Source organism: Enterococcus alishanensis (genome assembly GCF_019218635.1).
In the GTDB taxonomy this organism is placed as follows: domain Bacteria; phylum Bacillota; class Bacilli; order Lactobacillales; family Enterococcaceae; genus Enterococcus_A; species Enterococcus_A alishanensis.
Genome location: NZ_JAHUZB010000007.1, coordinates 105049 through 126984 on the forward strand (window position 1 = coordinate 105049; position 21936 = coordinate 126984).

20 protein-coding genes are annotated in these 21936 nt (G+C 36.2%); 5 read left to right on the plus strand and 15 right to left on the minus strand.

The annotated features are described in order from the left end of the window. Positions 1–51 precede the first annotated feature (51 nt). On the minus strand, positions 52–2670 hold the full coding sequence (locus tag KUA55_RS15330; RefSeq protein WP_218327266.1) for an MBG domain-containing protein: 2619 nt from the start codon (positions 2668–2670) through the stop codon (positions 52–54). A 229-nt stretch (positions 2671–2899) separates the two neighbouring features. Then, a complete protein-coding gene (locus tag KUA55_RS15335; RefSeq protein ID WP_218327267.1) occupies positions 2900–3283 on the minus strand; it encodes a hypothetical protein in 384 nt (127 codons plus the stop codon). A gap of 550 nt (positions 3284–3833) precedes the next feature. On the opposite strand from KUA55_RS15335, the gene KUA55_RS15340 reads away from it, so the two are divergent. From KUA55_RS15340 to KUA55_RS15350, 3 genes are all read left to right on the plus strand, one after another. After that, positions 3834–4589: a LytR/AlgR family response regulator transcription factor gene (locus KUA55_RS15340; protein ID WP_218327268.1), complete on the plus strand. Its 756-nt coding sequence runs from the start codon at positions 3834–3836 to the stop codon at positions 4587–4589. A gap of 190 nt (positions 4590–4779) precedes the next feature. Beyond that, the gene (locus KUA55_RS15345) at positions 4780–5856 is read left to right on the plus strand and encodes a GHKL domain-containing protein (protein WP_218327269.1); all 1077 of its coding nucleotides are present in this window, start codon (positions 4780–4782) and stop codon (positions 5854–5856) included. 133 nt (positions 5857–5989) lie between these two features. Continuing rightward, positions 5990–6190: a hypothetical protein gene (locus tag KUA55_RS15350; RefSeq protein WP_218327270.1), complete on the plus strand. Its 201-nt coding sequence runs from the start codon at positions 5990–5992 to the stop codon at positions 6188–6190. 57 nt (positions 6191–6247) lie between these two features. Here KUA55_RS15350 and KUA55_RS15355 read toward each other — a convergent pair whose 3' ends face one another. Further along, positions 6248–7333, minus strand: a complete 1086-nt coding sequence (locus KUA55_RS15355; RefSeq protein WP_218327271.1) for a C39 family peptidase — start codon at positions 7331–7333, stop codon at positions 6248–6250. A 234-nt stretch (positions 7334–7567) separates the two neighbouring features. Between KUA55_RS15355 and KUA55_RS15360 the strand changes: the two genes are divergently transcribed. Next, the gene (locus KUA55_RS15360) at positions 7568–8740 is read left to right on the plus strand and encodes an AI-2E family transporter (RefSeq protein WP_218327272.1); all 1173 of its coding nucleotides are present in this window, start codon (positions 7568–7570) and stop codon (positions 8738–8740) included. A gap of 54 nt (positions 8741–8794) precedes the next feature. Here the strand turns inward: KUA55_RS15360 and KUA55_RS15365 are convergent, their stop codons facing one another. From KUA55_RS15365 to KUA55_RS15390, 6 genes are all read right to left on the minus strand, one after another. Beyond that, complete coding sequence (locus tag KUA55_RS15365; protein WP_218327273.1) at positions 8795–11305, minus strand: sigma 54-interacting transcriptional regulator; 2511 nt, start codon at positions 11303–11305, stop codon at positions 8795–8797. 107 nt (positions 11306–11412) lie between these two features. Next, a complete protein-coding gene (locus KUA55_RS15370) occupies positions 11413–12117 on the minus strand; it encodes an HAD family hydrolase (RefSeq protein WP_218327274.1) in 705 nt (234 codons plus the stop codon). Next, entirely contained in the window at positions 12117–12944 is an 828-nt protein-coding gene (locus KUA55_RS15375) for a PTS system mannose/fructose/sorbose family transporter subunit IID (RefSeq protein WP_218327275.1), read from the minus strand. Before KUA55_RS15375 ends, KUA55_RS15370 begins: the two co-directional genes overlap by 1 nt. After that, positions 12941–13753 carry a PTS mannose/fructose/sorbose/N-acetylgalactosamine transporter subunit IIC gene (locus tag KUA55_RS15380; RefSeq protein ID WP_218327276.1) on the minus strand — a complete coding sequence of 271 codons (813 nt, stop codon included), beginning with the start codon at positions 13751–13753 and terminating at the stop codon, positions 12941–12943. The genes KUA55_RS15375 and KUA55_RS15380 overlap by 4 nt, the downstream gene beginning before the upstream one ends. Positions 13754–13766: 13 nt before the next feature. Continuing rightward, positions 13767–14258 (minus strand): PTS sugar transporter subunit IIB, encoded by a 492-nt coding sequence (locus KUA55_RS15385; RefSeq protein WP_218327277.1) that lies wholly within the window; start codon positions 14256–14258, stop codon positions 13767–13769. A 12-nt stretch (positions 14259–14270) separates the two neighbouring features. After that, entirely contained in the window at positions 14271–14690 is a 420-nt protein-coding gene (locus tag KUA55_RS15390; protein WP_218327278.1) for a PTS sugar transporter subunit IIA, read from the minus strand. A gap of 402 nt (positions 14691–15092) precedes the next feature. On the opposite strand from KUA55_RS15390, the gene KUA55_RS15395 reads away from it, so the two are divergent. Further along, positions 15093–15470, plus strand: a complete 378-nt coding sequence (locus tag KUA55_RS15395; protein ID WP_218327279.1) for a DUF1694 domain-containing protein — start codon at positions 15093–15095, stop codon at positions 15468–15470. A gap of 112 nt (positions 15471–15582) precedes the next feature. On the opposite strand, the gene KUA55_RS15400 is transcribed toward KUA55_RS15395, so the two are convergent. The 6 genes from KUA55_RS15400 to KUA55_RS15425 form a co-directional block, all read right to left on the minus strand. Further along, positions 15583–16626 (minus strand): WxLIP family cell surface protein, encoded by a 1044-nt coding sequence (locus KUA55_RS15400; RefSeq protein WP_218327280.1) that lies wholly within the window; start codon positions 16624–16626, stop codon positions 15583–15585. 124 nt (positions 16627–16750) lie between these two features. Next, positions 16751–17389: a hypothetical protein gene (locus KUA55_RS15405; protein WP_218327281.1), complete on the minus strand. Its 639-nt coding sequence runs from the start codon at positions 17387–17389 to the stop codon at positions 16751–16753. Between the two features lie 54 nt (positions 17390–17443). Further along, complete coding sequence (locus KUA55_RS15410) at positions 17444–18004, minus strand: WxL domain-containing protein (protein ID WP_218327282.1); 561 nt, start codon at positions 18002–18004, stop codon at positions 17444–17446. Next, complete coding sequence (locus KUA55_RS15415) at positions 18001–18393, minus strand: hypothetical protein (protein WP_218327283.1); 393 nt, start codon at positions 18391–18393, stop codon at positions 18001–18003. The genes KUA55_RS15410 and KUA55_RS15415 overlap by 4 nt, the downstream gene beginning before the upstream one ends. Continuing rightward, a complete protein-coding gene (locus KUA55_RS15420) occupies positions 18369–20714 on the minus strand; it encodes an L-type lectin family protein (RefSeq protein WP_218327284.1) in 2346 nt (781 codons plus the stop codon). The genes KUA55_RS15415 and KUA55_RS15420 overlap by 25 nt, the downstream gene beginning before the upstream one ends. Before the next feature lie 322 nt (positions 20715–21036). Further along, on the minus strand, positions 21037–21726 hold the full coding sequence (locus tag KUA55_RS15425; RefSeq protein WP_218327285.1) for a winged helix-turn-helix domain-containing protein: 690 nt from the start codon (positions 21724–21726) through the stop codon (positions 21037–21039). Positions 21727–21936 lie beyond the last annotated feature (210 nt).

Consider the following 21936-nt stretch of genomic DNA (forward strand, 5'->3'; position numbering starts at 1 on the left):
ATAAGACTAAAAGAAAGCCCATCAAACTGAACTTTCTTTTAGTCATTTCAATTACTTTCCGTAAAACCCAATCCCTTCAGAGCGCCAGCCTTCACGAACCAAGCCAGTATTTTCAGTTGTACTCAATGTAAAATGATGAGATCCGGCATCTTGCGCATTCGGATTAAATACGCGATAAATCGGAATTTCTGTATCTTCTGATGCATAGAATGCAATACCTTCTTTATTCCAGCCAGCTTCTCCCACCGAATCATACTCAGCTTGATCTAAAGTATAGAAATGTTCACCAGAGTTTGGATTGTATAAACGATATGCTGCTTTGCCAGTTTTTTCGCCGCCATACCAACCGATGCCTTCATCTTGCCAGCCTTTATCAATCAGACCTTGAGCTTCTGACTGGCTCAAAGTATATAAATGTTCACCGTTGTTTTTGTTGTAAACACGATAAAGGGGTAATCGATCTGGATCACTTGGTTCTGGAATAGTCTGTTCCTTAACAATCAAGCTTCCTGAACTATAGGTCACTGCGTAATTATTACCTATTTCTGTTTTGATACCGGGATTCAAAGTGATGTCAAATGTTCCCGCTGTTTTTCCATCACTTTCGTAGCTGGTAGAAGGTAATGTGCTGAATAAATCAGTTTGTGTTTGCCCTGCCACAAATCCATCATAATTAATTCTTGCTTCTGGTAAAGTTTCACCTTGTTGAAGGGTAACATCTTCCACCGTCACTGCTAGTGGTTTCTCACTGATAGTGAAACTTCCTAATAAAACATCGGCTGCCCCGTAGTTTTCGGTTTCCTTTGTCCGAGCATAGACTTGGTATTCACCAACATTGGTAGAATCGGTGTCATCTTCTCCTTGCTTGAAGATGGTGTCGATTTCCCCTAATTCTGGGATATCGCTAGTGATTTCGATTGTTGGCTGTTCGTCGTTATAGACATAATTTTCTTCAATTGTTGCTTTGAAGTTAGTTGCTGCTGGTTGAGGTTTATCTGCTATGGTAATTTTTCCATTTGTAATAATACTAGCGTTTTTAAAATTCGTATTCTCACCAACAATGATCTTAATCTGATAAGTGCCAGCTTCTTTCATCGTCGCTGTCTCTCGACCGTCTTTCACATACCTCACTTTATAATTGGTTAAAGTCGCATCTTTTGGTTTAATTTGATTGTTAATAGTCCACCCTTCACTGCGATAAGCAAGATTGGTGGTGCTTGGATAGGTAAAGTCACTTTGTGTTGGCGTCGCTTTATTGATAAAAAATGTGATGGCATCTGTCGACTCGTAAGCTTGATAAATATCCCCACCAGCTGTCTCAAATTTTGCTTGGTATTCTCCTATTTGAGTTGGCATCTCATCACGATAATTTTCACTACCAGCATCGGCATATTTGAAAGTCATTGCGCCAAAATCTTGTTGATTATAGCCTTTAATATTACTTTCAGTAATTCCCTGAGGCTGACTATTATAAGTAAACTTAGCAGAATCTCCAGTCAACTGACCACTGTCGACAGTTTTTCGATTCACCGTGACACCATCCACTTCAAAGAAACCTACATTATCATCATTTTGATAGGCTATTCCTGAAACACCGTTGCGGTATGCCCAGTTTACAGTTGGTGAATAAGATTGCGTAATATCAGGGGTTACTGTTAGATCATCCGCAGTTTCAATATCATAGGTATCTTTATTTTTATCTCTTTCAATCGTAAATGCTTTTTCTTTTAGACCATCCCAACTGGAGAAGTTATCTGCTTTGTAAATTGAATCTACACCACTAATCTTTTCATTGTAGATAACGCCATTGGTTGTGTTTAGTGTTGCTTGCCGACTTGAATTAAGTCCATCTAAGTAGATATTGCTACCAAAGTCAGCAGTGTTGTTGACGATTTGACCGCCATTCAGGTTTATTGTAGAAGCATATGCATAGATGCCACCGCCGTCACGGTGTGAACTATTATTGCGAATGCTTCCACTATTTACATTTATTGTAGAATTAATAGCAAATATACCGCCTCCGCCATTCCTTTCTGATCTATTGTCACTAATTGCCCCACCATTTATATTTACTGTGCCATTACTAACATATATACCACCGCCAGAATCAATCCCACTATTTCCTCTCGTTATCTTACTGCCACTATTCAAATTAAGCGTCCCATTATCTCCCATACTGATTAGTGAACCGGTAATTTCTCTATCCTCACCATCAATCGTCACATCTTCCAGAGTCAAGCTGGCATTATTATAAACATTAAATGCTATATTACTCCCTCTCGTTATCTTAGTATTTCCACTTTCTGGTTTCAGTAAAATATGACGATCACTGTCTGATACAACAATTTCATTAACTAAATTAATCGCATCACCCAAAATAATCTCCACAGGATTCTCTACACTACCGCCTGTCGCATTTGCAATTGCCGCATTTAAATCAGCTTCTGTCGTGATTGGTCCCGTCACTTGCGGCGCGATAGGTGTCTGTAACATCCCTAATTTCAAAGATTCATTCATTGAGCTTCCTGTTCCTACTTGATTACTTGTATCTACTTCTGCAAATACAGGCAAACTCCCTAAAGCTATTTGGCTGACTAATAAGATTCCTGCGCTGACTTGGATGAATTTTTTGCTATGAGTAACTAAATGAGAATTACGTTTTTTTATCATCATTTTCGCTCCTTTTCCCTCAGTTCATTTAGGTTAATTATAGCAAATCCTCCCTAACAAAAATACATAAATTATTCTATTAAAAGTAAAATTATTTGATTTAACGCATTTTTATGGTAGTTTTTCTGTAAATGTTTTATTTTTCTAGAAATTGATATTCTTTTGAAAATTATATGTCTAAAATAAAATAATTGTTCTCATTTGTTATTTTAATCGTTAATATAAAGTCCTATCCGCTTAAAAATAAAGCTTGTCGATCCCTTTTTTTCAAAATTTCCCCGAGTATTTTGACAAAGATATATAAACGCACCAATTGGCGGTACTTTTCCATTAACAAATGCCATTCTCCTGCGGTGAAATATTCTCCGAATTGATAGATCGAAGCCGCTAACTTTGGCGTAGCCGGTTGATCAAAATAAATTTCCCTAACCACGGGATACAATGGCAAGTCTAACTTCTCTGCTGCTAATGCCCGTCTAATAAGTAATGCCTCTACAAATTTCAAGCACAAGGCAAAATTCATCGTATGCTGATAATACTTAGTCACTTGTCGTTGCATTTTTTGATAATCACGATTAAATAGTTGACGGCAAGTGAAGGGATGCTTTTTCATAAGTTTTTCTCCTCATTTTTTTCTCTTACATTTAATAACGAAAGTTTTTGAAAAAAAGTCCAAAAAATTATTCAATCCATTTTGCTTTGCAGATAAATCACTTTTATTGGATATTTATTTAAAATAATATTTGCTGCAATTTTTTGGCTAGGATAAAAAAATATTTGCTTTAAAATGGGTTAAATTTTACCGGCAGCGATTTTCCTTTTCATGATTATTTTATTTGTTTATAATAAAATCTCTCAGTTTTACTAATTCAATTTTTATTTACTTCAAAAAAATAAAAAAATTGTTATAAATATTTTTAGCCAAAATCATTTCAATTAACCATTAGACAAGAAGGCCTTTATGGTAGAAAATACCTATTTAGTGCTTCTCATTTAGAAAATCATTGCTTATATTTCTTGCAAAACATCTATTTTGCCGATTTAAGCTGAAACTTAAAAATAATTAGAAATAATGATAATTTTTTAAAATAAAGGTCTTTATGTCTTTACCGGCTTCAAACATATGCTATGTTGTTGATACAAGATACTTAGGGGGTCATTTTTTGAGAATCTTTATAATTGAAGATCAGTTTATCTTTAGAAAGAAAATCATTGATTTAATCCATTCTGCCAGTGCCCATCCTTTTGAAATAGTCGAGGTACTGAATGAACGAACCTTTTTTCAAGAAATCGAAAGAATGGATATTTATTCGACTGATTTGTTCTTTATCGATATTGATCTTAATTTTTATTTGACGGGAATTGATTTAGCAGAGGTTATTCGGGGTAGAAATAGAGAATGTGGCATTGTTTTCTGTACTTCTTTTGAAGATAAAACCATCGAAATTGTCAATCGTCAAATTCTTCCTTTAGGCTACTTAGTGAAAGATAAGAATCGGGGGTTGGTGCAGCAGGATTTAGCGCGGATTCTTCAAAAATTTGTAACAAATACGCAAAAAGATGCCGGAAGTCATCTTAAACTTATCATCAATCAAGGGCGTGAAAAAACCATCATCAATGAAGCAGATATATTTTACATAGCGACTATTCCTAGTCATAGAAATACACTTACTTTGCGTTATCAGCAGCAAGAGATCCTGGTTCCTGGTAAATTAAGAACCTTAAAAACAGAATTGAAAAGTCCCTTTTTCATAAAAGAATTGAAGTCTTTTATCTTAAATATCAATAAAATCGAAAAACTATATTCCACAGACGGTCTGGTACAATTCATCGATCAAACAATTTTAGATATCGGTTTGGTGGGTACTAAAAAAGTGCAGCAGTTTTTACGAGAGGAAAATAGTGATGTCTCCGGGTAATTCGATGGCGCTGGCTTCTTTGTGCAACATTGTACTGTTGTGGACTTTCATTGATCAAATGTTTATTTCCAGAAAATCCAGCTATCTGCTTAATGTTTTGTGGTTAGGTAATTTTTTTTTCTCTTTATTAAGCCAAGAAATTTCGGCTTTTCTAATTTTTTATTTTCTTTTTCTACTGGAATTAATATTGATGAAACGTTATTTGTCTAATTGGTTACTGCCGGCATTGATCTTGATTTTTCAATATGCCTTAATCGTGTTTGTCCGACTGATCACTTATTATCTCCCAGAATATATTATGATAGGCGTCAATTTCAATTCTGGGAAAACGCTGTCGCTACTAGCGTTTATTCAAGTGAGTTTATTGTTAGTGTTATCACATTATTTGGTTAAGTTAGACAAAAAATATCATGTGGTCGGCTCACTAAAGGAGATGCCAAAATCATTTTTTCTATCAGGTATCAGTCTGTTTATCCTATTTATTATTTTAATGACTTTGCTCACTTTTTTTTCGATTTTTGGACCATTCACCTTACTTTTTTTACAGCTGCTCTTGATTTTTTCGATTGCTACTCAGACTATTTCAGTCTTTACTTTAAGGAGCAAAGTTTATCAAAAAAATGCCTATTTAAAAGCCTTAAAACGTTCCATGAAAGAGGAGCAGGAAAATTACGAGTTGGCTAGAGAGTATCGACATAATTTTCGTGGTATTTTATTAGGTCTCAATGAATATTTAACTAGCGAAGATCTATCTGGCGCAAAAGATTATTTGCTTCAAACTTTGGCTGATTCAGAGGACTATTTTAAAGAGTATCGCTATAAACAGTTAACTGAGATTCGAAATGCCGCGATTCGCGGCGTATTGTCTGATTTTATCAATCATTGTGAAGAAGATCATATTTATCTAGAATTAAAAATTTTTGACCAAGGTACGGACCTTCCTATCTCTCAAATTGAATTGACGCGTTCCATTTCGATTGTGTTAAACAATGCCCTTGAAGCAGCTGTGATGGAACCGCAAAAGTATATTTACGTCGAACTACAAAATACAGCAACCAATTGGCAAATGACGGTGACTAATCCCTCCACCCTGAACCAGTCAAACATCACTACTTTGCTCCAAAAAAATTACTCTAGCAAAGAAAATCATAGTGGTCTGGGCTTGTTTCAATTGAATAAGATTAGTCGGAAGTACGCTGATTTTTCATTAACGATTGATAAATCCCCCGACCAATTTACCGTCGACATTACGATTAAACAAGTTTAAATTCAGTGTAATCTCAAAGACTTTTAAAATTTTTTTTGATTGCACAAACCCTTATGAAAGCGTTATCAATTTACGTATTTACTGACTATAGTTTGTTACACTTTTTACATATTCAATACGGGGAGTGGAACAAATGTTAACCATCAATTTAAAAGTAGGTACTTATGTAGAAATCAAAAAATTCGAGTATGTCTGTTACGAGTCGGGAAAAATGCTAAATAAGGCTGATTTTGATAAATTTACACTTCAGCCTAATCTTACTTATAATTTCCAAGGGGAAAACTATGTCTCTATCTTAGGATCTGAAATCATGTTTTTAGAATTAAATAATTAAATAGATCAATCACAAAAAAGCTGAACCTTTCATTATGAAAAGTTCAGCTTTCTTTGCTTAATTAATTGTAATTGCGCGACCATCTTTTTCAGCGTTGTATTGACCGACCGTGATCCATGCTCTAGCACCATTATCGTACTTCATATTTTTACCACCGCTGCCTGCACCATCATCTGCTGAATAGTACAACGGATCATAGACTAAAAATTTGCCATCTTGATAACCAGCAATGACTTTACAATGATTGCGATTGGTATCGCTATCGACTTGGTAAGATGAAAAACCATAATATAAAACTGGTTGTCCGCTTAACACGCGATTGATAATTTGGGTCGTACTTTCCCCAGAAATATCGACTGTATTGCCGCCAAACGTTTGACCATATGTGGCTAGTGCATTAGGTTTGATAACCCAGCCGAAGCCTTGACCGGTGTATACGTCGCCCTTTTGTCCATCAGGATTAGCCGGATACATCGGTAAGTTATCTTGCATTGCTTTCGGATCAGCATTGATCCCTTTTGATCCAAGTATCATCGATAAAGCCGCTGAAGCACAGCCCCATGGTGCTTTTACTGGGACGTATTGGCTCACATAAGGTACTTCTGCGATAAAACTTTTAGTCGTAACTGTTGAAGCGCCGCCGGAAACAAACCAAGAAGTCCCTTCATTTTTCCAGCCTTGACTAACTAAACCATCCCGTTCACTTGCTTCTAAAGTATAATGGTGGCTACCTGCATCTCGTGCATTAGGATTATAGACCCGATAAACTACTTCACCTGATTCTGGTGTTTTCCAAGCAACACCTTCAGCGTGCCAACCATTTGCGACTAAATTTTGTTGCTCGCCGCTATCTTTTGTATAAAAATGTTCCCCTGAATTAGGGTTGTAAACGCGGTACAAATCATTCCCGCTACCGTCAATCTGCATACTAATCCCTTCGTACACCCAGCCGATACCCATCAGGTTATCTCGTTCACCTGAATCTAGCGTGTGTAAATGTTCTCCCGAATTCGGATTATAAACCCGATAAATTGGTACCAAAGTATTGGCAAGTGTTACTTCTTCTGCATCAGCCGCCTGTGCACCAATAGCCAATAACCCAAACGCCGACAATGATAACCATAACCATTTGTTCTTCTTCATATAGCTCCTCCTTTTTATACCATAACCAATGGAAGTTGGAAATATTTTATTAAAAATAACCACTAAAATTTAGGATTATGCTTTAATTGATTCAGCTCCTAACCACATTTTAACGAATCCAAAATGAAAAATCAAAATTAAATCCAGTTATTTTTCAAATTTATTTAACTAATGCAATCCTTTTACTTTCTTTAGCTTCTATAAAAATTTATAATCTATTTGAGGAGTGATGACATGGAGAAGAAAAAACGCCAGCCTTTAATTGCTTTTTTAGGAGGTAAAACCTCTTATTATATTGTAGGCCTAGTCGTTTTATTAGCATTAGCTATTTTATTACTACAAAAAGTATCTTTTATTTTCCATCCAATTGTAGTTATTTTACAAACTATTTTACCACCGGTGGTCTTTGCCTTGCTGCTGTATTATTTACTAAATCCTTTAGTGGACTTTTTAAATAAGCATGGTGTTCCCCGAACTTTGAGTATTACTTTAACCTATCTAGTTATTTTTGGGTTATTAATATTCGGAGGCTTTCAATTGGTCCCAGTAATCGAAGACCAAAGTCGTGACTTGGCAAATAATTTCCCAAACTTAATCAACGACTTCCAAAAAGCCATCGAAAACATCTTGGCTAATACACCGTTGAAAAACTGGGCGGAACAAGCCTTTGAGTCTGTCGATGAATGGTGGAAAGATATCGCTGGGATTGTCGGTGACAACTGGCAACAAGGCGCCCAAAGCCTCGGCAATATTTTCTCAGCCGTTTCAAGTGTGGCAATTACCCTTTTCACTGGACCGATTATTGCTTTCTTTTTAATCAAGGACCCAAGAAAACTATATCAAGCGGTGATCCAAATTACCCCACCAAAATTCCGTGAAGATACCAAATCCTTAATCAAAATCGCCAACCAACAATTAGGTGCTTTTTTGAAAGGACAAGTGATTGCCTCGTTATTATTAGGCTTAATTTATTGGGGCGTTTTCTTATTAATCGGCATGGAATATTCTACCGTCCTAGCTTTAGCAGCCGGTATTTTAAGTATCATTCCATATGTTGGCGCCTTTTTAGCTTTCATTCCAGGATTATTTATCGCCTTCCAAATCTCAACTTTTATGGTGGTAAAATTCGTGATTGCCTGGTTTGCTGTTCAATTATTACACGGCGACTTAGTGGTGCCACGAGTGATGGGCGATCGTTTGAAGATCCATCCAGTCACTATTCTTGTGGTGTTACTAGTGATGGGCGACCTATTAGGTGTGGTCGGAGTAATCTTCGGGATTCCGATTTATTCAATGGTCAAATTAGTCGTCGTCTTTGTATTCCGCAAGTTTAAACAACGCTACAATCGTTACTTTGGCGATGAGGGCGAATATCAAGAGACGAAGTTTTCGGAAGATGATTATTAATTATAAAACTGCTAGGCGATCATGGTTGATTGCCTAGCAGTTTTTTGTAGGTTATTACGCTGTCAAAATCTCATATAACACATACAATTCCCAATCGGATACTTTGATTTTGTAGAATTGTTCGATGGTTGAGAAGATATCTTTAGCATTTTGATAGAATGATTTGTCGTTAATTTTCAATGGTGCAAGTTCTTGTGGAACGGCGTAATCCTCTGTCCCTAAAATGATGCGTTCTGTCATTAAAGCAATATGCATCATCAAATTAAATTTCATTTTGGCGCGGACCTGTAGCTTGAAGCGTTTTTCAAACTTGTCGATGATGTCTTCGACTTGTTTGATAATCACGTCAGGATTTAAAAAGACTAATTTCTCTGACAAGCCTTCCTTTGAGAAGAAATAAATGAATTCATTGATCACCATTGGAATATTGCTAGGATGAATCAAGTCTTTAAAGTTCTGATTTAATTGTTCTTCAGCGTTTTCGTCTAATACGTCTAAAATATTAAAGCTTGCTACATCAGTTTTGTTATCTAAATAAGAAGTCGTCAAAATCAGTGAGGTTTCCTTCAAATAATCTTTCTCTAAATAAGCGCGATCCAAGATTTTCGCCAATTCATTATAGCCGAGAACAATCAACTTAATGTCTTGATTAACGTATTTTTGACAGATCTCCATAATTTTTTTCGAAACATCTCGCCCTGAAATACTAGCAATAATGATATTTTTCTCCACTGAAAATCCTTCAAAATACTGGACTTCAGTAACAAAGTTTTCTTCGGCTGTTTTGGCAATTTCATAAAATAACTCACCATGTAATAATTTTTGACCGATTTCTAGCGCATAAGAAGTTGTCAAATTATTAATCACTAACAACTCCCCTAAAATCTGAGGCTTCAAACTTTTATACAGTTGGGTCAAAGAACCCATATCCACTAACATAATCACACCTTCAGAGGTATTTCGTTCTCCCAACCAGAGTTTCACTTGCGCTACCACATCCCGCAATGAAGCTGTCAGAGGCATATTGATGGCATCGAAAATATATTCGCCACACATTCTATTGACCACTGCTTGAATACTGGAAGCCGTCGTGTTGCCATGAGCAACTAGTAAACCCTGATAGCGAATTTCTTCTGAGACATCCTCTGTTAAAAGAACAGCTAAAATAACTTTTACGAAGCTTTGTAATTCTTGTGTCACTGATTTGGTTAAATAATTGGCTAATAATAAGGTACGAGGATATTCTTTTGATAGCTGATAGGATAAATTCTGCAGTATTTCAGCAGAAATAGTTTGTTGATATAATTGTAAAATCCTGGCTATCGTATTTATGGCTGCAAAAGTCAGTTCCTCATCGTCGATAATCAAACGATTTTGAGTTTGAACTTCTTGAATCAAACCAATCGCCAAACTATCTGAAACAAAATTGTCCGCTAAATAATCATGGTCAAATTGAAAGAGTCGCTGTTTTTTCTCGCTTAAGGAGACTGCTTCCGAAAGAATCTCTTGAAAGTGATTGATTAGATCTTGTTGGGCTAAATCATCAACTTTTTCCTCTGTGACTTGATAATCAATCCAGACCGTTTGACCATCATCTTCACCAATCAAAATGGTTTCTTGGCTTTGACTGGTTCGTAAGGCTTCAGCACAATACATTTGAACTTGATTTGCTAGACTACCAACATTTCCCGGTAGCTGTTCATTCATTAATTCATCAAAAATACGGTGGTTGATGCGAATATTTTTTTTGATTCGTTTAGCTTCCCGCAAAAATAATGCATAAACCAACTGATTTCGTTCAAATAAAGGACGCTCATGAAAAGATGGTAAATCAATCAAAACTGAAATTCGACGATAAAATGTCGGTAGCAAGACTTTTTCCGGATCTTCGGTAGTAGCAAATAGTAAACGGACATTGGATGTCTCTGTCTTTTCTTCTTCTCCAATTGGTCGAAATTTATGACTGTCCATAAACAAAAATAGTTTTTCTTGATTTTCATCAGATAAACGATGAACTTCGTCTAGAAAGAGAACACCATTATCAGCTTGAGCCAGTAAACCTTTTTTGTCTGCCTCCGCACCAGTAAAGGCGCCTTTAGTATGTCCAAAAAGTAATGATGCCACTAACTCAGGATTATTAGCATAGTCAGCACAGTTAAAGACTAAGAATTTTTCGGCACCAGCTAAGTTTTGCTGATGAAGGTAATCAAAAATCAATTCCGCCAGAAAGCTTTTCCCGACACCACTAGCTCCATGGAGCAACACTGGTAACCCTAATGGCGGATATAGCACCGCTGATTTACACTTTTCGATTTCTTTTTTAGCACTGCCATGACTACCGATATATTTTGAAAAAACATCTTCGCCTGAAAGATCATCCCCTAAAAGTTGCCAATAGACTGGTTTTGAACCCAGCTTAGTGACTTCGTTTGTTTGTAATAATTCGTTTAAATACAAACTGGTAGCTGAACGACTTAATTGGATTTTTTCAGCAATTTCTGTGGTGGTTAATTTTTCTTGTTGTTTTAAAACATCTAACAGTTGTTCTTTGGTTTCTGAACGCATAATTACACCTCTTCAATTTAAAGATACACTATTTTTCCTATGTAGAAAATAAAAATCAGGAACAATAACACTAGCAAAAACACCTGCGTGATCATTCCTGACTTCAATTAAATTAATTCCTCAATCAAATGCTTTAACTGATCAAAATCATTGGCTTGATAAGTATGATAATCGACTTTTCGCTCATTAAAACGATTCAACCAAACCGGCTGCCAACCTGCATGATAAGCTGGCACAACATCATTTTTATAACTATCCCCGACATAAAAGAATTCTTCCACCTCAGTGGGCAAGACTTCTTTTAATTTTTCAAAACAAGAGACATTTGGTTTGGCATCACCAAATAAATCTGAGACAAAAAGTTGATCTGCGGGAATATGTTGCGTTAAATTTAGTTGCTTGATCTTATTTGTTTGAGCGGTCGCAAAACCGTTAGTAAAAACACCTACCATCACTCCATTGGTTTGCAACTTTTCAAATAAACGCTGATATTCCGGTAGTAAGCTTTGCTCTTTTTGGAAAATATGATACTGCTGATCACAGACTGCTAAATCTGCTTGCGTGAAATGCTGCTGAAAATAATTAAAAACCAATTTCCAACGATCAAATTCTGAGGTCACCTTTTTTGGCTCATTAGACAATGATTCTTCATAAATCGTTTCACTTTTTAGCCGAAAAGTAACATATAATCTTTTAATTTCATCAGGATTTTGTTCTCTTTCTGGAAAATACTGCTTTAAAGTCTGACAAAAAGCCGCAAAATTATCCAACAAAGTATCGTCTAAATCAAAGAAGAAAACTTTTTTAACCATTAGCAGACGCCCAATAAACCAAGCAGAATACCTAAGAACATGATGCCAAACATGACTACGTTGATATTGACTTTTTTACGTAATAGCCAAAATGCGATTAGCGTAATTGATAAAGGCACGATACCAATGAATAATTGATCTAAATAATCTTGGATCTTTAATGCTTCGTCGCTACCTTTGACTGCTACTTCTAAAATCGTATTAAATTTAACATTGGAAGCAGTCATAGTCCCCATCATCATTAGTCCTAACATACTAGAAGATTTAGTCAGGATTCGCATTCCACCAGATTCATACATTTTTTTAATAAAATTCGCACCAACAGAATAACCACTATAAAGAGCATAATAATGAATTAAAAAGGCTGGAATATTATACAAGGCAAGGAAAACAATCGCGCCTAGCGGTGAACCTGTACTGGCTAAAGAAATCCCAATTCCTGCCGCAATTACCCGCAAAATTCCCCAAAAGAATGAATCACCAATCCCTGAAATCGGACCCATCAAGGAAGCTTTTACCGCTGTGATCGAGCTGGCATCAAAATCTTTGTCTTCACTATTTTGTCGTTCCATTGAAGAAACCAAACCCATAATAAAGTTATTAATATGCATCGTGGCATTAAACCAAGTGGTGTGACGGACGATTGCCTCGGTTTGTTCTTCTTTGGTTTTATAGAAACGATTAATCACTGGTAACAAAGTATAAATTACACCAACTGCGTGATATTGTGTCGCACCTGTTCTTGAAGCGTTCATGGTCCAAGAGCGCCAGAATACTGAACGCATCATTTTTTTATCTTCTTTACTTAAATTTTCTTGGAATTTCATGCGAAAAAGTCCTCCTCTTCATCTTCTTTCGTAACTGCAGCACCGGCAGCTGGTCGACCAGTTCCTTGGGCAATTTTATCTAATTCAAAATCACGCATCGCACTGATCACACAAATGACTACCCCAATTACAGCTACGGCTACAGCTGGTAGTGATAAATAAGCAGTCAAAACAAATCCTAAAATATAAAAGACCGCCAGTTTATTGTCCCAAAGTAATTTCATTAACATGGCAAACCCGACTGCTGGCAATAAGCCCCCAGCGGCATTCAACCCATTCATCAAGTTTTGTGGAATCGCTTCAACAAAAGCATTGACTGGTCCACTTCCGGCTAAGATACCGATAAATGAAATCGATGCGATAATCAAGAAATATAAAACCCAAGTACCATAATGCAAAGTGACAATCATTTTTTGATTGTTTTCTCGCGCTGCTTTATCTAATGGTGGTGCAAATAAGTTAAAGAAGACATTTTTCAGAAACATCACGACGAAAGCCGCCAACATACCAATTGGTACTGCTAAAGTCATAGCTGCTTGTTGTTCGACATTTGAAATAATTGCAAAAGTTGTTGCCATCGCTGTCGCTGTTACAGGTTCTGCAGCGATTACCCCACCGATATTCACATTCCCTAAGAAAACTGCTTCCAGTGAAGCTCCCATCAAAATACCCATACGCATGTCACCCATTAAAATACCGGTGACTAAACCTACGACTAAAGGACGCTCCATCATACTTTGTCCAGTTAAATAATTTCCCGCGAAACAGATAAATACGGCCAGTGCCGCCATTGTTGCATGAAATAACATGTCATTTCCTCCTTTAGTTCACCGCGTCTTTTAAATTTAATTTGGGATTAGATGGCAAGACTTGATTATAACTAGCGACGTGTTCTAAATCAGCTAATTCTCTAGCCGCTTCTAATTCCAATGGGTTTAATTGCACACTTGGAAAAATCATTTTTTTCGATTTTGGATCTGATTTATCAAAACGTCCGGCATTCGCCACATTGACTGCTTCAATATCTTGCACATTCTGCGCGATTTTATTGGCATCAACTAAACTATTCACAATCACAAAAATTCGTTTGTCTTTACCTCGAGGATCATTGAAAATCTCAATGGCTTCATCAACTGAACGAATCAATAATTTCATTCCGTTAGGTACTGCCATTTTCAAAGTCATCTGCATCACTTCATTTTTTGCAGCTTCGTCATTTGCGACTACTAATAATGGGGCATTTAATTCTTTGGTCCATACTACGGCGACTTGTCCGTGAATTAAGCGATCATCTACTCTAATTTGTGTAATCATTTTTTCTTCCTCCTAAAAGATTGAATCTTCTTCTTGTGTTTGATTGATTTTGACTAATTGTACTTGGCTTTCTTTAATCGCATCTTCAATAATTTCATCAGTAATTACTTGATCTTCTGCTAAGAACATCAAACTAAGAATAATCGCTAAGTTTGCATTAGAAACAATAAATATATTGTTTCGTTTAGCCTGTAAAACTTCAGTCACGACTTTTTGATTGACGCTACCGCCATATAAATCTGTAAAAATAATTGCTTGGTCTTCCTCATTAATTGTTTCAATAAATTGAATAATTTCCGGCGTGTAATCGGTGTCTGTCATATAAGCATTAATGACTTCAATCGATTCCCCTTTACCCGCTAAGACGTTTAAAGAACTCTGCAAACCCTTGGCCATCTCGCCATGTGTCGCGATTAATATCTTTCTCTCCACTTTCATCACCTCACTTTATATAAAGCAAGAGCCGTGCCAAAAATAAAAAAGCTAGAAACCTTTATTTAATAAGGTTTCTAGCTTTATTGATGTGTTTAAACAGATAAAATTATGCTTCAACAGATGAGAAGTTACTTCTATGGAAATGATATGGTTGTGCCAATTTCCACTAAAATTGGTATTCCTGAAGATGCGTCATATATCGCTATTAAAGGACCTGATAATGCGATTACTTTCATTAAAAAAAGAAGAAACAATTGATATTAGACCTGGGGTTCTTAAAGACAACTCGGCATTTTAATTATTATCCATAAGTAATCATCTTTTTCATTCATCCCCCTTGACCTTCCCTCTAAGGGAGCCTTTAGAATCCTATTACACTAGTAAAAGGAGTGGATGATGATGTTGAAGAAAATCACAAAATATATTGCTCTGATGCAAGGTAAAGCTAAAAATCCTTTAACTGAAGAGGAATTGTTGTTAGGTACTAAAAAAAATAAGATTATCAACTTTTTCACTTCAAAAGATTTACACAAAAATTTGGATCATACCTTGTCGCATGTAAAAGAAAAACTTGGAAAAGTCAAAGGTAGCTTGATTATTAACGGGAATTTGCCTCAACCTATCATCAATCAATTAATGAATCTTGCTTTGAAAACCAAGAATCATTTCTCCGTTGTGGTCTATGATGGTTACCGATTATGGAAATCTAAAAAGTTCGAAGGTTCTCATTCGTTGGCGTTGATTGTGGTCGATAAGAGTATGGTAAAGTCAGATTAACCGCCAAAATGAAATCATTAAAAAATTCCAAACTCAAATTTGAGTTCGGAATTTTTTTGTTTACATTTTTATCTACGCGTATATTTTTTCAATTTTACGATTTGTGCATTTTTTATTTCTTACTTTCGATATCTTTATTCGTCTGTCTTTTTTTAAGGAACCAGAAAATCAGCATACCTAACACTAAGGCACTCAAAATACCAATAACGATATAAAGCAGCGTATTGTCACTTGTAGTTGTGAAGATTTGGTTATTCACTTTTTTTGCTGCTTGTTGGCTAATTTTGAATTTTTGACTGAAGTTCCATTGATGATCGTTCTCATCTTTGACCTGCATCTCCATCCGATAATTTCCGGCTTCTAAGGGCTTGGTCTTACCGGTTTTTCCATTAAAGAAAAACAAATCAAAGACTGAATCAGGTGCAATACTACCATTTTCAATCGTCCGACTGATGATTGATTTGTCAGAGTCAGCTGAATAGATATTTCCTGTCATCGTGACATTTTTGATGGTTGTGGCAGTTGGATTTTTCAGTTGAACTTTGATACCTGCATTGTTGGAAATGTTTGCTGGAGAAATTTTTGAGAACTCAATATTTGGTGTAACCGCCTCATCATTTTCAGATAAACGCAATCCTAAAATATAATCATATTCACTTTTGATTTTCCCGTCAGCAGGTTTCTCGTTTTCTGCAAAGTGTTTTTTAACATGAATACCGCCTAATAAAATTCCATCAAATGCTTCTTCAGGAACATTGATATCAAAGGAAATAATTCCTGCTTTTTGTGCTGGAATTTCAATTTCTTTTGGATAGTCAACAAATTCCGAGATTGGCAACTGATTCATCGAGTCCTTTGGTAGCTGATTATTACTGTAATCAATCAACATGTTTCCGTTAGTTTGGGCGGTATTCACTTCAACGGAATATTTTTGGGCTTGATCAGAAAAATTATTGACTTGGACTTGAATTGTTTGGTGTTCACCTGACGTCACTCGTAAATCAAAATAAGACAACTCTTGATTGACCTGGTTTTCTGGAATAATTGCTTGAATACTATAATCCACTGAGTCCTCCTCAGCGGCATCGGTTTTTACAAATGGAAAACATATAACCATTAACATTCCTAATAAAGCTATAAAAATTTTTTTCTTCAATCTAAATCCTCCAATATTTTATGTAATATTTTTTTCTATTATGTAAAGCTTTTAAATCAAGAAATTAAAAGCTGTGACCTCAGCTTATTTCTACTAAAGTCACAGCCTAAAATCAGCTCGTTTATTAGTCAGCTGATACTGCAGTGTATGTCACAGTACCATTGTAAGTTTTTGCAGCTAATTGATTGTTTGCTAGTGTTAATTCAGGAGAGCCTAATGTGTAAGTTTTCGTACCAACTGGAGCAGTAGCAGTTTCATTAATCACCGTTCCAGCAGCTGTTAATACTTCTGTTCCGCCGATTGTTAATGAAGAACCCACGCCACTTAAGTTAGTTGCTGAAGCACTTACTGTAAAGGCAGAAGCAGGAATAGCCGCTGTCCATTTTGCTAAAGAATCGTCTTTTTCAGATTGGGTTGCTGTTGAACTACCAATTTGTAAAACTGCTGCGTCTTTACTAGATTGTGATGGACGAGTGTCTTTGATTTTTACATCTTTATCATATGTTCCAGTTAACGTTTGGTCTTTTTCAGCGATACTATCTAATGAGTGAGCGCCAAAATCAATACTTGATACATCTACTAAGTTAAATGCACCAGGATCGCTTGGTAAACCTGTTCCAGGATCAATTGTATAATCAGTGATGACCAATTGTGTTGTTCCACTGCCGTCTGTATCCAATGTTGTTGCTGCTTGTGTTGCTACTGGTGCTGCTGCTAATAATGCAACCGCTGCTAATAATGTTACTCCAAATGCCTTTTTCATATTTCTGTTCCTCCGTTTTATATAAAATATTTTATCAAAATAATTGATAACTAATTAAGGTTCGGCGTTGATTACCCGCCAATAGTTTGTTGCTGTATATTTTCCTGAAGCAGCTTGTTCCCCAAAGGATAATGATATTTTTTCCTTAGGTACTTGGTATTCAGCCCAACCGCGGCTGTGTCCTGCTTCAGAGCTTAAAATGCTTTGATAAACTTGCATACTTTCAGATGAAAAATTGTAAGTTTGCATACCGGCACCATCATCAGATACAAAGGTGCCTTCGCCGATACTCAATTTAGGATTAGCCAATTGCTGGCCGTCTAATGTTTCTAGCTTGCCGATTTTGACTTGTAATTGCCAATCACCGGGAACCAAACGTTGATCAAAAATCTTAATCACTAAATCCTCAGTTGCTTGAAATTTGGTATTGGATTCTCCTTTATTTTGAATCCCGAAATTTAAATTATTTGCTTCATAAATTCGAGGATTCTTTTCGTCTAAAGCGGTAATTGTCAGTGAGCTGCTTCCTTGCGTTGTTTGAGCGAAAGTTGGTTGGATCACGGTAGTCACCACACCCACAACTGTTAGCAGCCCACAAAAGAGTATCTTTTTCACTCCACACCACCTCGCTTTCTTAATTGATGATGTTCATAAATGACAAAGAGCAGCAAGATAGTTCCACAAAAGGACCAAATAAAGCTTTGAATTTCATTGGTTTGTGGTAGCTTTCCAGATAAGCCTGACCCACCAACTGACGGACTTCCTGTTGAACCGCCCCCTGATAAATTACCTCCAGGTTTGGAGCCATTATTATCTGTTGGTTTGCCATTAACCAACTCGATCGTAGTTTTGCTTTCCATTTGATCAGTTGCCTTTTCAGCATGGACTGGACTTGTTAACAAAATGTTTGTCGTCACCGTGACCAGCAGCAATAAAATAAACCGTTGGATAAATTTTAGCTTTCCCTCTCTCTTCAACTTTACGGAGCATCTTTGATTGTCCAATTGATGACCCCCTTATACTCTCCTGGATTATCTTGATCGCTAAGTTTTAGTAACAAGCCATCAGATTTAGAAAAGTCGTATGCTTGATTTGGCTTAAATGAAACTTCTGGCAAAGCAAAAGTCTGACCATTTTCTTTAAAAACAAACTCTGATGCTGACAAGTTATTTTTATTTGATGATAACTGTGTCGCAGATAAGGTTACTTCACTTGTCGGCTTATCTTTGGTTGTATCACGAGCTTTGATAGTCATCTGGTTTTCTCGAGCTTGCGCTTTTCGATCAGTTGGCAATTGAGTCCGACTGTAATTCCATTGATATTCCTTAGTAACCTTTTCAAATCCTTGATAGCCTTCAACGTTGAAGGTACTTTCCTTTGTTGCAACAGCCCCATTGGCATCAGTTAAAGTTACTTTTAAAGTATTGTTGCCACGAGTAAAAATGTTATTTTCATTCAGTAAATCAATTTTAGTCGTTTCTGCCCAAGGGAGATTTTGACTCGCATTTGCTGCTAGATTACTTTCGCTCACTAGTTGACCATTGACTTCAATTTTCATCTTCAATTCATTGGCAGCCGCATCGTCATCGTGATAACTCAGCTTGAATCCAAACGGGTGAACAAAGTCCTGAAAATTCGTTTGATCAAAAGTTACACCATCAATCACTGGATCATTATTACGTTTATTAATCCAAAAGTAATTCGAATCACTCTCAATAATTGTGTCAAAACTATCTGTGCCGTAACGACCATTGACACTACTATAAAATACTGTTTTTTGGGCCGATAAATTATTAACCGTTGGAAGACTAAATTTAAAAGTGACGGTACCTCCTTCTCTTGGGATAGCTAAATTAAGTCCATCTAGGCTAAAATTCCCTTTTGCATCCACCGCTACATTTTGCGTTTTAGCTTCTCCATCATTTACTGAATAAGTAACATTGATTTGCTTATTGGCAGGAATTGCAATTGCGGCAGGATCAATTTTACCTTTCCAATTATTTATCGTGTAATTACGCTGTGAGCTTTCCAATTTGTAAGTTGATTGCAACGTCACGGTATCCCCACTATTAATAAATTTATCCGTGATTGCTTCATCTCTTGGGACAGTAACTTCTGTATTATTTTTGTCATACACTTGATTACTCAAAGTGGCGACACTTTCTACCGGTGTCTCTGTAAAAGCAAATTTAGTAGTACCCGCTAAATTCCCATTAGCTGAACTAAAGCCCCAATAAGCGGTATTATTATTTTCTGATAGCTTAAGGTTTGCTTCCAATTCGGCATTAGAAATCACCACTGGTTCTGTTAGCGTATTATTGGTTGGATTAAATAAGTAATAAACTAAACCAACTCCTGATACATAATTAAACCGAAATTCATACCAACTATTACTAACAATATTTTTTAGTGATTGATAACCTTGTTTTTCTGCTCCAACATAATGTTTCTGTAAAGCAGTTGACGGAGTCCCATTACTATTCGTCCAAGAAGAATAAGAGTTATAAGGCTCGTAAGTAGTTGGATTTCCAGGAAATGAATAGGCCATATGAGTTGGACCGTTTAGAACACTAAGCCCTACCTTTCTATCAAAATTATCGCTCTCCTCATTCCAATTTCCATGCATATCAAACTCAACGGCGACAGAATTTTGAATTCCTTTTTCAGCAGGATTCCGGTAAGGGCTACTTCCAATACCTGCATAAGCGCCGTAAACCCCTAAATTTTGTCCATCTAAATCAGACGTTGCCGAAGTCATTGCTTTTGATTTGCGAGTATCATTATGCATAACAAATGCTAGTCCATCAGTAAATCCCGTATTGAAATTAATATAGACATGACCGTTAAAATCTTTGGAAAAATCCAGTTTTTGATAATCATTTGAAAAAACTGATAGCCAGTTTTGAGAGCCACTTAACTGAATCTCATCGTACGGACGATTGTCATTGGTCCCATCGGTTGGATTCTGGGGCACAAGAGCATTTTTCCAAGAACCAGAACCAGCTGAATTCAATTTATCAAAAACGCCGTCTAGTTTTTTTGCGCCATAAGGAATTTTTTTCAATCCTGCACCAGATATATCGCTAGCTCTTACTTCAATACTGTCCTGTCGGTCATCCACAACGGCTGGCTCCTCGGTATCAGTGGTGGATGAAGCAGTTGATTCTTCTTGCTCTGTTTGTGAGGTTGATTCACTTTCATTCTCACTTGAGCTAGTTGTTTCTTGTGTTTCTTGTGTTTCAGCTTTAACTCCTTCTGCTAAAGTTAATGGCGAAAATATTAACATGCCACAACTTAACAATGGTAAAATGCTTCTTTTTTTCATGAACTAATTTCCCCCACTTTTCTCTTTAATTACTTGTTGCTAGCATTCAATTATTGAAGGCTTTTTGCTAGATAACCCTAACATTTTGCCAAATTTGAACGGTCACTTCTCTCTTGATCGATTACGTTAGTCTTTAATCAAGCTCAGAAATCTCCAATGACCGAACAAATGAATAATTGAAGATTTTCAATTCATGTTTCTCATAAGAACAAGTAACGCCAGAGTCTCTCGGATAAAAATTCAATCGCAAACATCACTCCTTTTTTCCTATGATTTTTCAAGAATTATAATCACTCATACAGCTGTTGAATCACCTCTTTTCCTACAAGCGAAAATTCAAGAAAAAACTTTCTGATAAGGCATAACCTTTTCCCCAATTGGTAATCAGATAGGAGCTTTCAGGATTTTTGCTGTTAATCTTTTGACGAATTCGATTAACAATTTGAGACAATTGCGCTAAGCAAGATGAATTACTTGAGCCAAAAACTCTTTCTGACAGATCTTTTCTTTGAATAAAACGCCCTTTCAAATCAACCAAGATTTCGAAAATTTGCTGTTCCTTAGCCGATAATGAATTGAGAAATAATTCAAAACTAAGCGGTTTATCCCTTTTGAGACTTTGAACATAATTGCGCTGGTCCGAAAGATTCTCTGCTTTCTTCCTTTTTGCTAAAAGCTCTCGCAAATCTTTTACGGTGCATTCCTGGCTGAAGAAATCGGTTAATCCACTTTTTTTCCATTCTGCTATTTCTTGATCATCTTGAAGCGCATCTATTCGATAAACAGATATGCCGAAGTGATTGTTCTTTAGAATCTGTTTAACTTCATCATCACTAACACTTGAACTAACGACAATCATTTCAAAAAGCGGTAAATAGTTTGCCTTGTACTCTTGTAAAATTTCTTCAAGTAAATAAGAAGTACAGAAGACTTCATAGCCGAGTACTTGTAATTTCTCAACCAGACTTGCTTCTGATTGAACATTTTTAGTTAGTAAAATAATTGAATCCAAGTATTTAACTCCTTTCAGATGATTTGTCTCTTTGTTATATTGGGCATCCGCTTGTCCGACTAATTGTTTCTAAGAGAAGCCACTTATAAAAAGTTTACTTTTCGATATTTCTGTTATATTCTATTAAATTGACGGTCTATCTAAAGAGCAAACTTCCAACAACTGGTTATTTTCTCGATTCTCTTAAAATCGAGAAAATGAGATCAAATG